This is a genomic window from Pacificibacter marinus (assembly GCF_018860665.1).
Lineage (GTDB): Bacteria > Pseudomonadota > Alphaproteobacteria > Rhodobacterales > Rhodobacteraceae > Celeribacter > Celeribacter marinus_A.
In genome coordinates, this window is record NZ_JAHKPK010000065.1 from 82,514 (window position 1) to 94,431 (window position 11,918).

General features: G+C 54.9%; 15 protein-coding genes. 8 read left to right on the forward strand and 7 right to left on the reverse strand.

Annotation, left to right across the window (positions count from 1 at the left end; genetic code table 11):
* Positions 1-10 precede the first annotated feature (10 nt).
* Positions 11-724, reverse strand: a complete 714-nt coding sequence (gene phnF, locus KO497_RS18965) for a phosphonate metabolism transcriptional regulator PhnF (protein WP_215945528.1) — start codon at positions 722-724, stop codon at positions 11-13.
* Positions 725-817: 93 nt separating this feature from the next.
* On the opposite strand from phnF, the gene phnG reads away from it, so the two are divergent.
* The 7 genes from phnG to phnN are packed head-to-tail and all read left to right on the forward strand — an operon-like array spanning position 818 to position 5,778.
* Positions 818-1,273, forward strand: coding sequence for a phosphonate C-P lyase system protein PhnG (gene phnG, locus KO497_RS18970; RefSeq protein WP_215945529.1), 456 nt, complete (start codon positions 818-820; stop codon positions 1,271-1,273).
* Positions 1,273-1,833 (forward strand): phosphonate C-P lyase system protein PhnH, encoded by a 561-nt coding sequence (gene phnH / locus KO497_RS18975; protein ID WP_215945530.1) that lies wholly within the window; start codon positions 1,273-1,275, stop codon positions 1,831-1,833. The genes phnG and phnH overlap by 1 nt, the downstream gene beginning before the upstream one ends.
* Positions 1,833-2,921, forward strand: a complete 1,089-nt coding sequence (locus tag KO497_RS18980; protein WP_215945531.1) for a carbon-phosphorus lyase complex subunit PhnI — start codon at positions 1,833-1,835, stop codon at positions 2,919-2,921. Before phnH ends, KO497_RS18980 begins: the two co-directional genes overlap by 1 nt.
* The gene (locus KO497_RS18985) at positions 2,918-3,787 is read left to right on the forward strand and encodes an alpha-D-ribose 1-methylphosphonate 5-phosphate C-P-lyase PhnJ (RefSeq protein WP_215945532.1); all 870 of its coding nucleotides are present in this window, start codon (positions 2,918-2,920) and stop codon (positions 3,785-3,787) included. The genes KO497_RS18980 and KO497_RS18985 overlap by 4 nt, the downstream gene beginning before the upstream one ends.
* Positions 3,784-4,554, forward strand: a complete 771-nt coding sequence (phnK, locus tag KO497_RS18990; protein ID WP_215945533.1) for a phosphonate C-P lyase system protein PhnK — start codon at positions 3,784-3,786, stop codon at positions 4,552-4,554. Before KO497_RS18985 ends, phnK begins: the two co-directional genes overlap by 4 nt.
* Positions 4,555-4,558: 4 nt before the next feature.
* Complete coding sequence (gene phnL, locus KO497_RS18995) at positions 4,559-5,242, forward strand: phosphonate C-P lyase system protein PhnL (protein WP_215945534.1); 684 nt, start codon at positions 4,559-4,561, stop codon at positions 5,240-5,242.
* Complete coding sequence (phnN, locus tag KO497_RS19000) at positions 5,239-5,778, forward strand: phosphonate metabolism protein/1,5-bisphosphokinase (PRPP-forming) PhnN (RefSeq protein ID WP_215945535.1); 540 nt, start codon at positions 5,239-5,241, stop codon at positions 5,776-5,778. Before phnL ends, phnN begins: the two co-directional genes overlap by 4 nt.
* Here the strand turns inward: phnN and KO497_RS19005 are convergent.
* Positions 5,760-6,434 carry a DUF1045 domain-containing protein gene (locus KO497_RS19005; RefSeq protein WP_215945536.1) on the reverse strand — a complete coding sequence of 225 codons (675 nt, stop codon included), beginning with the start codon at positions 6,432-6,434 and terminating at the stop codon, positions 5,760-5,762. The genes phnN and KO497_RS19005 overlap by 19 nt on opposite strands.
* A 50-nt stretch (positions 6,435-6,484) precedes the next feature.
* Here KO497_RS19005 and KO497_RS19010 point away from each other — a divergent pair, with 50 nt between their 5' ends.
* Positions 6,485-7,630 carry an alpha-D-ribose 1-methylphosphonate 5-triphosphate diphosphatase gene (locus KO497_RS19010; protein ID WP_215945537.1) on the forward strand — a complete coding sequence of 382 codons (1,146 nt, stop codon included), beginning with the start codon at positions 6,485-6,487 and terminating at the stop codon, positions 7,628-7,630.
* A gap of 385 nt (positions 7,631-8,015) precedes the next feature.
* Here the strand turns inward: KO497_RS19010 and KO497_RS19015 are convergent, their stop codons facing one another.
* From KO497_RS19015 to KO497_RS19035, 5 genes are all read right to left on the reverse strand, one after another.
* A complete protein-coding gene (locus KO497_RS19015) occupies positions 8,016-8,657 on the reverse strand; it encodes a hypothetical protein (RefSeq protein ID WP_215945538.1) in 642 nt (213 codons plus the stop codon).
* 13 nt (positions 8,658-8,670) lie between these two features.
* Positions 8,671-9,321, reverse strand: a complete 651-nt coding sequence (locus tag KO497_RS19020) for a HupE/UreJ family protein (RefSeq protein WP_252729795.1) — start codon at positions 9,319-9,321, stop codon at positions 8,671-8,673.
* Between the two features lie 19 nt (positions 9,322-9,340).
* Complete coding sequence (locus KO497_RS19025; RefSeq protein WP_215945540.1) at positions 9,341-9,838, reverse strand: DUF6644 family protein; 498 nt, start codon at positions 9,836-9,838, stop codon at positions 9,341-9,343.
* 12 nt (positions 9,839-9,850) lie between these two features.
* The gene (locus KO497_RS19030; protein ID WP_215945541.1) at positions 9,851-10,309 is read right to left on the reverse strand and encodes a hypothetical protein; all 459 of its coding nucleotides are present in this window, start codon (positions 10,307-10,309) and stop codon (positions 9,851-9,853) included.
* A gap of 117 nt (positions 10,310-10,426) precedes the next feature.
* Positions 10,427-11,563: a DUF6152 family protein gene (locus KO497_RS19035; protein ID WP_215945542.1), complete on the reverse strand. Its 1,137-nt coding sequence runs from the start codon at positions 11,561-11,563 to the stop codon at positions 10,427-10,429.
* Positions 11,564-11,918: the final 355 nt, after the last annotated feature.

Sequence of the window (11,918 nt, forward strand, 5' to 3'; positions counted from 1 at the left end):
ACGTCGACGGCTATGTATCGGCCAAGGTCAATGTCACCTTATCGCCCGCAAACCATGTGCGCCCCACCTCAATCGGCACGCCATCAGTATCAACATTCACGCTGATGGTGCGCAGGATCGGCGCGTGTTCTGAAATTTGCAAATGCAAGGCCTGCGTCGCTGTTGCAAGTTTGGCATTTATCCGCGTCGAAGCCCGCGTGTAATCCATAACGCCAAACTGCGCGAGGGCCGCGGTGACAGATGAGTTATCCGTCAGAAAGCTCAACAACTCAGGAAAGCGCTCGGCGGGAAACACACTGCGAAACAAGGCAATGGCTTGATTGTCGGACAGTGACAGCCCCTCGTAGACATGCACCAAGGCCCCCTCGCCCAACTCAAGCGCTGCGCGCTCTGCTGCATTGGCGGGACGTGTTTCTCGGGACAACACGGTTTTGGCGGGGGTACGCCCTGCGGCTTTCAGGTTTTGGTGATATCGCACCCTTGGCCCGATGGGATAGTCGGTGGGTGTCGTTTGCACAAACACGCCCGATCCGCGCCGCGTATAGATAAGCCCCTCGTCTGCCAATGCCGACATCGCATGACGCACGGTGTGACGGTTGACGCCAAAGCGCGCCGCCAAAGCTGTTTCCGTCGGAAGCTTATGCCCTCTCGCATAAACACCTTCGGCGATATCGTTGCGCAGCGAGGCTGCGATGGCTTTCCAGATCGGGGTGCGTGGCGGCATGTCACTAAAACTTCACAGTAAAGGGGATTGGAATGAACGGGGCACTTCGGTAGTATTTGTATAGTTGTATAGTATATCTCAAAAGGTGTCTAGATGAATGTCATGACCGACCCAAACGCAGCTCGCAAGGCTTGGCTGGGACTGCTGGCCAAAGCGCCGGCCCGCGATCTCGCCCAACTTTGGGCCGCCCTTGATCTAAAGGCTCCGCACCAAATCTTGCGTGCCCCTGAAATCGGCGGCGTCATGGTGCGTGGCCGCGCTGGCGCCATTGGCGAAGCGTTCAATTTGGGCGAAATCACCGTCACCCGCGCCTCGATCAAACTTGAGGATGGCACAGTCGGCCATGGCTATGTGCAAGGGCGCGACAAGAACCATGCACTGCAAGCGGCGCTGATTGATGCGTTGATGCAAACCGATGCCGCCGCGCGCGTGCGTGACGGTGTTCTCACCCCACTTCAAGCGACAATGACCCAAAAGAAATCCACCCGTGCCGCCAAAGCCGCCGCGACCAAGGTCGATTTCTTCACCATGGTGAGAGGAGAAGATTGATGCAAGCCCATGTTTTAGAAGGCGGTTTTGACAATCACGCTGTTGACTCGTCTCACGCGTTTCGTGCTGTGATGACCGCGATGGCCCGCCCGGGTCAGATTGCGACACTGCAAGGTGCATTGCCTCCTGCGCCTTTGTCGAAGGCCGCTGGCGTGGTTTTATTGACGCTTTGCGACCCTGAAACGCCTATCTATTTGGCCCCAAGTCACGACACGCAACAGCTGCGCGATTGGATCACATTTCACACCGGCGCGCCCTTTGTGACGGCTGAGGCGGCGATCTTTGCGGTTGGCACATGGCAAGACCTGCCTGTGTCCGCCTTTGCCATTGGCACCGCGGAATACCCAGATCGCTCTGCCACTTTGATTGTCGAATGCGAGTCCCTGTCCAACACCGGCGAAGTCTTACGCGGCCCCGGCATCAAGGATCAGACCGCACTGTCTTTACCTAAGACCGACGCCTTTCAAACGAACGCAGCCTTGTTCCCGCTGGGCCTAGATTTCATTTTCACCTGCGGCGACCGCCTTGCGGCGCTGCCCCGCACAACGAGGGTTGGCTGATGTATGTTGCTGTCAAAGGTGGCGAACGCGCCATCGATAATGCCCACGCCTGGCTTGCCGAAGAGCGCCGTGGCGACACAGATGTGGCCGAGCTGAGTGTCGCGCAAATTCGCGAACAAATGGCGCTGGCGGTCAATCGCGTGATGGCCGAAGGGTCGCTTTATGATCCTGACTTGGCCGCCCTTGCGATCAAACAATCGCGTGGCGATTTGATAGAGGCGATTTTCCTGATCCGTGCTTATCGCACCACTTTGCCTCGGTTTGGCGGCTCAAACCCGATCGAAACCGAAGATATGCAATGCGATCGTCGCGTCTCGGCCACCTTTAAAGATGCGCCGGGGGGGCAAGTGTTGGGACCAACCTTTGATTACACCCACCGTCTTTTGGATTTCAAACTGGCAGCGGATGGCGAAGCGCCTCAGGCGCCTTCAGCGACGGCTCCGACCGAGCCAACGCCGCATATCATGTCATTTCTGGATCGTGAAAACCTGATCCAAACCGAGAAAACCAGCGAGACCACACCCGATGATTTGACCCGCAAGCCCTTGGAATTGCCCGCCAGCCGTGCGCTGCGGTTGCAATCTCTGGCCCGCGCTGATGAAGGATTTATCCTTGGGATGGCCTATTCCACCCAACGCGGATATGCGCGCAACCACGCCTTTGTGGCCGAGCTGCGCATCGGCGCTGTTGCGGTGGAAATGGACATTCCTGAACTGGGATTTGCCATCGATATTGGCGAGATCACGGTGACAGAATGCGAAACAGTGAACCAATTTCAGGGGTCGAAAACCGAACCACCACAGTTCACCCGAGGCTATGGCTTGGTCTTTGGCATGACCGAACGCAAAGCAATTTCGATGGCTTTGGTGGACCGTGCCTTGCGTTGGAAAGAACTTGGCGAAGACAATCTTGGCGCACCTGCGCAAGACGAAGAGTTCGTTCTGTATCATAGCGATAACATCCAAGCGACAGGGTTCTTAGAGCACATCAAATTGCCGCATTACGTGGATTTCCAATCCGAACTTGAACTGATCCGCAAGCTGCGTCGTGAGGCGCAAGACGCCATGTCACAGGAGGCCGCCCAATGAGCGATTACAACTTTGCCTATCTGGATGAACAGACCAAACGCATGATCCGCCGCGCGATCCTAAAAGGCTTGGCGATCCCTGGGTATCAAGTGCCCTTTGCCAGCCGTGAAATGCCGATGCCTTATGGCTGGGGTACTGGCGGCGTACAGGTTTCTGCCGCCATATTGACGCCTGACGACACATTTAAAGCGATTGATCAAGGTGCCGATGACACCACCAATGCGGTCTCGATCAGACGGTTTTTCCAAAAGACCGCAGGCGTCGCCGTGACCGAGGCCACAAAAGAGGCCAGCGTCATTCAAACCCGTCACCGTATTCCAGAACAAGACCTGCGCGATGATCAGATTTTGGTCTATCAAGTGCCGATCCCTGAACCTTTGCGGTTCTTGGAACCCTCCGAGGTAGAAACCCGCAAGATGCACAGTCTCGAAGAATACGGATTGATGCATGTGAAACTATACGAAGACATCAGCCAACACGGTGATATCGCCACGGCCTATGCCTATCCGGTCAAGGTCGAGGGACGCTATGTGATGGACCCCTCGCCCATTCCGAAATTCGACAATCCGAAATTGGAAATGGCGGGCATTCAACTGTTTGGCGCAGGGCGCGAGCAGCGCATCTATGCGATCCCGCCTTACACACAGGTCGTCAGTCTTGATTTCGATGACTATCCCTTCCAGCCGACCAAAGCCGATCACGCCTGTGATCTGTGCGGGGCTGAGGACAGCTATTTGGACGAGCTGATCGTCGATGACGCAGGCGGACGAATGTTCATGTGTTCAGACACAGATTACTGCACGAGCCGCCGCAAAAACGGCCATGTGGGCGCGCAAGGCGTACCATTTAAGGAGGACGCAGCATGACGCCCCTGTTGCAAGTTGAAAACATCGCAAAATTCTACGGCGCGCGGATCGGCTGCACCGACGTGTCCTTTGATCTTTACCCCGGTGAAGTCATGGGGATCGTGGGCGAAAGTGGCTCAGGCAAGTCCACGCTGTTGAACTGTCTCGCGGGGCATTTGACACCAGATCGTGGCGCTGTGCGCTTTGACACACGTGCTGACGGGCTGCGCGATACCATCACCATGTCCGAACCCGAACGCCGGATGCTCAGCCGCACGGATTGGGCCTTTGTCCATCAACATGCCCGCGACGGGTTGCGCATGAACGTCAGTGCCGGCGGCAATGTTGGTGAACGCTTGATGGCCGTGAATGCGCGTCACTATGGTGATATCCGCGCTGAGGCCATCGATTGGTTGGGGCGTGTAGAAATCACAGAAGATCGCATTGATGATCGCCCAACGGCGTTCTCAGGCGGCATGCAGCAGCGGTTGCAAATCGCACGCAATCTGGTGACAGGCCCGCGTCTGGTGTTTATGGATGAACCCACTGGCGGCTTGGATGTGTCGGTGCAGGCGCGTCTGCTGGATCTCTTGCGCGGTCTTGTGCGCGAGATGAACCTCAGCGCGATCATCGTCACGCATGACCTCGCCGTGGTGCGCCTATTGGCGGACAGATTGATGGTGATGAAAGACGGTCATGTGATTGAATCGGGCCTGACAGATCAGGTGCTAGACGATCCGCAACATGCCTATACACAACTTTTAGTCTCTTCCGTTTTGCAGGTGTAACACAATGATTTATATTGAAAATGTTTCAAAGTCCTTCGTATTGCACAACCAAGGTGCCGCAGAAATCCCAGTGATGCGCGAGGCATCCTTGCAGGTGGCCGCTGGCGAATGTGTGGCCTTGATCGGTCAGTCAGGTGCGGGCAAATCCACGCTGATGCGCATGATCTACGGCAACTACCTGACCGCCTCAGGTCGGATCATGATTGGCGATGTCGATGTGGCAAAAGCCGCCCCGCGCGAGATCATTCAGCTGCGCCGCCGCACGCTTGGTTATGTCAGTCAGTTTCTGCGCGTCGTCCCAAGGGTGTCGACTTTGGATGTTGTGGCCGAACCACTGTGGTCCACAGGCACCGACCGCGATGTCGCGATTAAACACGCGAAGGGCCTGTTGGAGCGTTTGAATATCCCTGAACGTCTCTGGGCGCTCAGCCCCACAACATTTTCAGGCGGCGAACAGCAACGCGTCAACATCGCGCGCGGCTTTGCCTATCAATACCCTGCCCTGTTGCTGGACGAACCAACCGCAAGTCTTGATCCGACCAACCGCGCAACTGTGCTGGATATGGTGTCGGAAGCCAAAGCACGCGGAGCGGCGATCATCGGGATTTTTCACGACCATGCGGCGCGCGATGCAATCTGCGACCGCCAATTGGATGTGACTCAATTCACCCCGGGATTGGCAGCATGAGCGGACGCCTTATCGCCATCGTCGGGCCGTCAGGCGTTGGCAAAGACAGCGTTATGGCGGCTTTGCTGGCGCATGATCCGCGGTTCAAACTGGCGCGGCGCGTTATCACCCGCCCCAGTGATGCGGGGGGCGAAGACTTTGACGGCGTGAGTGAGGCTGCATTCTTGGCACGCGAGGCCGCAGGTGATTTTGCTCTCAGCTGGCCAGCCCATGGCTTACATTATGCCATTCCTGCCGAAGTCGATCTTTTGTTGCAAGACGGATATGATGTGCTGGCCAATCTGTCGCGCTCTGTTTTGACCCAAGCCAAAACGCGCTTTGACCGGTTTGACGTGATCAATTTGACAGCCAAACGCGCGGTTCTGGCCAAGCGCTTGACCGCCCGGGGGCGCGAGACGGCAGAACAAATCGCAATGCGTCTTGATCGCGTCGCCACATTGCCCGCTGGCATAGACGCCCATGAGATCGACAACAGCGGCGCACTGTCCGACACTGTACAGGCCGTGATGACCAGCCTTTATCCGGTCAAAGCGTAGCGGTGGATTTGATGAAACATGCCATCAGAATCCTGCCCCATGACCGTGATCGCATCGATCATGAACGGGGACGGAACGACGGGCGTCACCAGCGGCGCGAGCTTGGTCATAACCGTTGTCGCTGCCTCTTTGGGCAAGCTGCCGCTCAAGGTCAGATGAAAATGGAAGTCCTCAAAGATAAAAGGATACCCCCAGTCCAGCATTTGCTGATCTTGGCGCGCACTCAACAATGCTTTGCGACGTCGTGCGATATCAGCTTCGGTCAAGGGTGCACGCAAGTGATCGAAATCTTTGACAATTGCAGCAGCAAACCCTTGCAAGGTCGCATTGGCGGCCTCAGGTCGCAAAGCGACGAACCCACGATCATCGCGCAACTCAAGCGCGCCTATATCAAAAGCGGCCTGCCCCTTGGCAAAGGTTTCGGCAACGCGGCTCACTTGATCCAAACTTGCCCCATCCGCCAATCGAAACGGCGCTTTCAGCGTGGCGTGCAGCCCGTATTTACGCGGCGTTGCGGTGATCTTCGCCACATCAACACCAGCGACATCGCAGTGCGACAGCCGACAGCCTTGTGCGCTGTCCCACCCCAACCAAGCCGCGCCAAAAGCGGCCAGATCACCGCTCGGCGTGTAAAAAATTGCATACCGTTCAAACATTTTCTTTCCTCCGCAGAGCCAACCATCTGCCAAAGCCGTGTGACATTGCCATGACAAACCATACCATTTTCGCCAATGCCAATCTTATTTTGAACGATGAAGTCGTTCGAGGCTCTTTGCAGGTCAAAGACGGGATCATCACCGATATCGATACTGGCTCAGCCGTGCCTTCCGGTGCGATTGATCTGGGCGGCGACTATCTGGCCCCCGGTATGGTCGAATTGCACACCGACAATTTAGAACGCCATCTGGCCCCGCGTCCCAAAGTGGACTGGCCGCATCGCGCCGCGATTTTGGCCCATGATCGCGAGCTTGCGGGCACTGGCATCACCACAGTATTTGACGCGGTACGGGTGGGGTCGATCATTTCAGGGTCCAGCAAAAGCTACGGCAAATACGCACGCCAAGTGACTGATGAAATTCTTGCTATACGTGCCACAGGTACTCTTAGGATCAGCCATCACATCCACCTGCGGGCCGAAATATGTTCTGAAACCTTGGTCGAAGAATTGGCTGAATTCACAGCGGACGACCGCATCGGCATTGTATCGATGATGGATCACACACCGGGACAGCGTCAGTTCAAAGACATTTCGAAATTTGAAACCTATGTGCGTGGCAAGCACAATTATGGCGACCAAGAATTCCGAGACTACGTTGATTTCCTTTACGGGCTGCAAGACCGTTTGGGCGCGTCCCATGAGGCAGCGACCGTGGCGGCCGCTGCGCGGCTTGGCGCGACCTTGGCCAGCCATGATGACACCACTGCACAACAGGTTGTCACCAGCCATGGCTACGGCGTTTCTATGGCCGAATTTCCGACAACAATTGAAGCTGCAAACGCCTGCCATGCCCAAGGTATCGCAACCATCATGGGCGCGCCGAACCTTATTCGCGGCGGGTCGCATTCAGGCAATGTAGCGGCCTATGAACTGGCGCAACTGGACCGTTTGGATATTTTGTCGTCTGACTATGTGCCCTCTGGCCTATTGATGGCAGCGGTTCAACTTGGCGAGCTTTGGGGGGACTTGGCGCGCGGAATAAAAACCGTGACGGCGCATCCTGCCAAAGCTGTAGGGTTAACCGACCGAGGATCACTCAGTATCGATCAACGCGCTGACCTTATTCGATTTTCGGTCATGGATGGCACCCCCGTTTTAAACGAAACATGGAGCGCTGGCCAACGGGTGGCTTAAGCGTTACGTGCCAGATTGCGAAACGCGCCTGTGCGCAAGAGTACAGGTCAGTCAACAGACGGATAGCCGATTGGTTTTGGCTTTTCTTGATAACTGCTTAATTGTTTTCAAATTCAGAACCAGTGCCACCTCGGCGATTTCTGAGGTGGCACTGCAACCGTTCTTCAGGCCTGTGTTGAACGGTTGCACAGACCTCTTGGGAATGTTCCGAGGCTCAGCAGCCTCACCTGCTGGATGACGCAGCCGATACATCCCATTCACAGAGATGGGGTCCGAAATCCAATGCTGCGTTTCGATCGTCGTGCCAGTGTTGGGCAAATTAAACCTGCTCTCAAAAGCCATAGCTGACACGACAATCCCACCCCAGTGGTGACGCTTGTTTTGATTAAAACGCTTCGTTGGTGACGACCTCGCCGTTAATGGCGCGGTACATTTCTTTGCTCTCGTCCCAATACCCGCTGATGGAGAGGCGTACCGTAATGGGGCCTTCTTCGATATTCATAAAGTAGAACCCGTGGTAGCCCGCAAACGGCGCAGTGAAAGAGCCGCTTTGGGTCAAACCCTCACCTCTGGCATAGGCCATTTCAAACCCTTCGGGAAAATTCACAGCGTCGTCAGATGAGGGATGCCCGTGGAAATCATAATAGACGCCATCGCCCTGCGCCTCCAACACCTGCCACGAATAGACGAATGTTGTGTCGGCGGGCATGACGAATTTATATTCAACCTCGCCGTAATCCTCGATCTGGATATCGATGACCTCGCTGTGAAAAGGCGCATCTTCAAGATGGATCAGGCCTTGCACAGATTGGTCTATCCGTTCTGCTGTCGGGTCGTAATCGCCCACATTGAACGACAGATCGCCATCAAACTGCGCGATGGTAATGGGCTTAGTGGACAAAGCGTCCAAACCGAACGTTTCACCCAATCCCGTTGGGTCAATACCGTATTCAGCAGGTAAGACAGCGATAACCAATAAGGCGCCGCCCGCAAAGGCACCAAGGGTGAGTTTCGTGGTAAGGTTCATGATGGTGTCTCCGTTATGTGGTGAAATAGCCAACCGTTTGCATGCCAAACAGGGTCAGCCCTGCGGCAAACAACACGACGTTCGCAGTTGTTGAAATGGATGGAAAATGGGGCCGATTGCGCAGCCAGGCCAAGGTCCCGAACAAGAGCGTCAGCGCGATCACTTGGCCCAGTTCAACGCCAAAGTTGAAGGCCAGCATATTCGCGATCAACCCGTCTGGGGACAGCGCAAGATCCTGTAGCTTGCTCGACAGGCCAAACCCATGCACCAACCCGAATCCGAAAACGGCAATCTTGGGGTCGCAAAATCGGATAAGGCGCAGATTTTCAAGTGCTTTATAGCAAACAGACAATCCGATAATGGCATCAATGACATAAGGATTCACCTGCACGCCTGTGAGCACGCCCGCAAGCAATGTGATCGAATGCCCCAACGCAAACAGGCTGACAAATGTCACCACATCTCGCAGCTTGCCCAAAAAGAAAATCACGCCAGCCAGATACAGCAGATGATCGTATCCAGTGACCATATGCTTGGCCCCTAAGTAAATATATGGGCCGAGGTGAACACCTGAGGCGCTTGCCAGAAACCCCTGATCTTGCGCAGCAACGCCGTGAGCCGAAGCTGTTGAGGCGATGCAAAGCCCTGCAATCAGTATCCACAAAGACAAAGCTCCGCTCGATTTACAGGTCTTCGACATAAGGAATAAACCGCCCCAAAATGATGACGCAGGTCCACAAAGTCAGCGACAGCCAAGCCACGGTTTTTGCGCCATTGGTCAGATTTTGCGAGGTCACGCCGCGGTCCATCTGCGGTTTGATCCGACGCACGAAATACGCGGTATTCAGGCCAGCAAGAACGATCAAACCCATCTTGGTCCAAAACGCATAGTTCACAAGATAGCGATCGGAATCCCCCACCACGAACAGCGCTCCAGACATCAGATTGATCGCAAAGCCAATCAGGGCAAAGCGCACAAACAGATCGACGCGCGCGATTGGCACGGATTTGGCAAAACCAACCACACGCAAATCGACCACAATCAGCGACCCGAACAGCAGGCACAGCCCAATGAAATGCGCCATTTCCAAAAACGGAAACAGATAGGCGTTGGTCATGATAAACCCGCTGAGCGCCGTTGAATTCAAGGTATCGATGACCCAGTTGAGCAAGGTATTCATATCATGTTCCCCTTAAGACCAATAACCGATGAGACGGCCAAAAATGATCGCGACGATCCATGTTGCCATTGCCAATGCAGCAAGTTTGCGATGCGCGGGCGAAACCTCATCCGTGCGTTTGACGCAGATTTGCACCAACCGCCATGTGAGCGCCAAACCGATAAAGACCAACACGATTTTGATACGGAACGCCCAGTTGAAAAACAGCTCAGACGCATTGCCGCAAAACAGCGCGCTGCCCGACAACAAATTCAGTATGAAGCCACCTAGAGCCACGCGCCAATAGGGTGCCATAGAGGTCACGGGGATGTTTGGGGCAAAGCCCAAAACACGAATTGTCAGCATCAAAGCCACACCCACAAGGGTCGCCATGCCAACCGCGTGAAGCGAGAGAACAATGGGATAGCCCCATTGGGTGCTGGAGACCGTCAATCCGACGATTGAATCCTCCAGCCAAAATAGCATTTCCATATCATGTCTTTCTGTCAACGATCGTGCCCCGCCGCGTAAGACGGCGTCGGCAGGCGGGGCAATTTAATCTGTTCCTGAATGAAAAGCGTTGAGGCCGCGATTGTGCGGCCCCATAGATTACTCTGCAGTCTCTGAGCGTTCTTCAGTCAGGTCATCACAGGCGTAGTCTTCATAGGCATCACTGGTGAGCGTGACCGTGTCTGACCCTGAGATCGGAGCCTCAAGATAGATCGGATCCTCAAACGTATAGTTTCGCGTCAAAACGGTGCCGTCATCGTTTAGCGTAAACGTTTCAGTCACGACCAATTCAGGGCTGTTTTTCACAGGAGATGGTGGGCCACCACGCGCGCCTTCAGGGCGCGCAGGCCGTTCTGCTGCATCATCATCGCCGCCTTCAGGACGCGCAGCGGGGCCTTCTCCATCACTCATGGGAGCGTTGATCCACCCCTCATCGAATCCTGTCGTGGTCACGATCAAAGTGTCATCAGCCCATTCACCCGTTGAAAACCCAGCGCGATTTGCCACGTAATCGTCCGGCATTTCTGTGCCATCAAGATAGATCGTGCGCTCAAGGTCCATAAACCCGTAAGTCATTTTGATTTGATCGTCGCCTTGCTCAATTGTGTTCACCATCTGGTCAAACCACCAATCCAGCACGATATTTGTGGCTTCACATTGATAGCGCGGGTTGTCATCCGAGGTCGCCCCCTCAACTGCGGCAGCCCCTGCTTCGGTGAGGACCACTTCGGAGCGACCACCACCACCGGGAGGTGCGCCCGCTTCGCGTACCATGGCCCAGTTGCCGTCAATGTTGGGTGTACCGTCATCGCGCTCTGTTTGGCGCTGCTCAGCTTCAATCGTGCCTTGGTCGTCAAACGTGCTGTGACGTGTCGCGACAACGCCATTTTCAAAGGTGACTTGACTCATGTAACAGGTGGTCGGGTCAGTGCGGTCCGGCGACCCTACGATGGAAATCGTACTGCCGATTTCAAACATATCCGTGGTCCAGCCATTGCGTTTGAGCAAAGATCCCGATTGCAATTCGCAGCGTAGATTGACCACTTCTCCGGCCTCATTTGTGGAATCGAAATATACATAGGCATGTGGATTCACGAGACGGATGCGTGTAATTTCGCCCGAAAGCTCAATCGTCGTGCTGGTATCGAACTGCCCACTGCTGCCGTGGTGGGCGTTGGCGGGAAGTGTTGATGCCATGAGCACAGCCATAAGGCCCAGATTGCGTAAAGTCGCCATAGTCAGAAATCCTTCAAATCTCAGTTGAACTGGCTTCGTAACCAGCCTTCCAAAATTCTACGTGCCAGCGCTAAAATTCTGTCGGTTAAAAGTGATTTTTTATTGTCAGGATAACGGCTCCATAATCGCAGGGCAGTTTGGGACGTATACTATGCAGGCGAGAACAATGTCATTCGGCCTCAAAATTATCGTAAGTTAAGGCTGTTTTACGGTCAGTGGGTTGGCGCGCTTACTCATGACTGTCCGTCGTCATATAAAATGGGGCATCAGAGCGGCTTGAGTATTGGAGGCTCTGGCTCGTTTGTGTGATTGATTATGCGGCTTGTTTCTGATGTTGCAAGCGGCGTTGTTTGAT

Coding starts and splice junctions, on each gene's coding strand:
- phnF (WP_215945528.1), bottom strand. CDS start 724: ATGCCGCCACGCACCCCGATCTGGAAAGCCATCGCAGCCTCGCTGCGC.
- phnG (WP_215945529.1), top strand. CDS start 818: ATGAATGTCATGACCGACCCAAACGCAGCTCGCAAGGCTTGGCTGGGA.
- phnH (WP_215945530.1), top strand. CDS start 1,273: ATGCAAGCCCATGTTTTAGAAGGCGGTTTTGACAATCACGCTGTTGAC.
- KO497_RS18980 (WP_215945531.1), top strand. CDS start 1,833: ATGTATGTTGCTGTCAAAGGTGGCGAACGCGCCATCGATAATGCCCAC.
- KO497_RS18985 (WP_215945532.1), top strand. CDS start 2,918: ATGAGCGATTACAACTTTGCCTATCTGGATGAACAGACCAAACGCATG.
- phnK (WP_215945533.1), top strand. CDS start 3,784: ATGACGCCCCTGTTGCAAGTTGAAAACATCGCAAAATTCTACGGCGCG.
- phnL (WP_215945534.1), top strand. CDS start 4,559: ATGATTTATATTGAAAATGTTTCAAAGTCCTTCGTATTGCACAACCAA.
- phnN (WP_215945535.1), top strand. CDS start 5,239: ATGAGCGGACGCCTTATCGCCATCGTCGGGCCGTCAGGCGTTGGCAAA.
- KO497_RS19005 (WP_215945536.1), bottom strand. CDS start 6,434: ATGTTTGAACGGTATGCAATTTTTTACACGCCGAGCGGTGATCTGGCC.
- KO497_RS19010 (WP_215945537.1), top strand. CDS start 6,485: ATGACAAACCATACCATTTTCGCCAATGCCAATCTTATTTTGAACGAT.
- KO497_RS19015 (WP_215945538.1), bottom strand. CDS start 8,657: ATGAACCTTACCACGAAACTCACCCTTGGTGCCTTTGCGGGCGGCGCC.
- KO497_RS19025 (WP_215945540.1), bottom strand. CDS start 9,838: ATGAATACCTTGCTCAACTGGGTCATCGATACCTTGAATTCAACGGCG.
- KO497_RS19030 (WP_215945541.1), bottom strand. CDS start 10,309: ATGGAAATGCTATTTTGGCTGGAGGATTCAATCGTCGGATTGACGGTC.
- KO497_RS19035 (WP_215945542.1), bottom strand. CDS start 11,563: ATGGCGACTTTACGCAATCTGGGCCTTATGGCTGTGCTCATGGCATCA.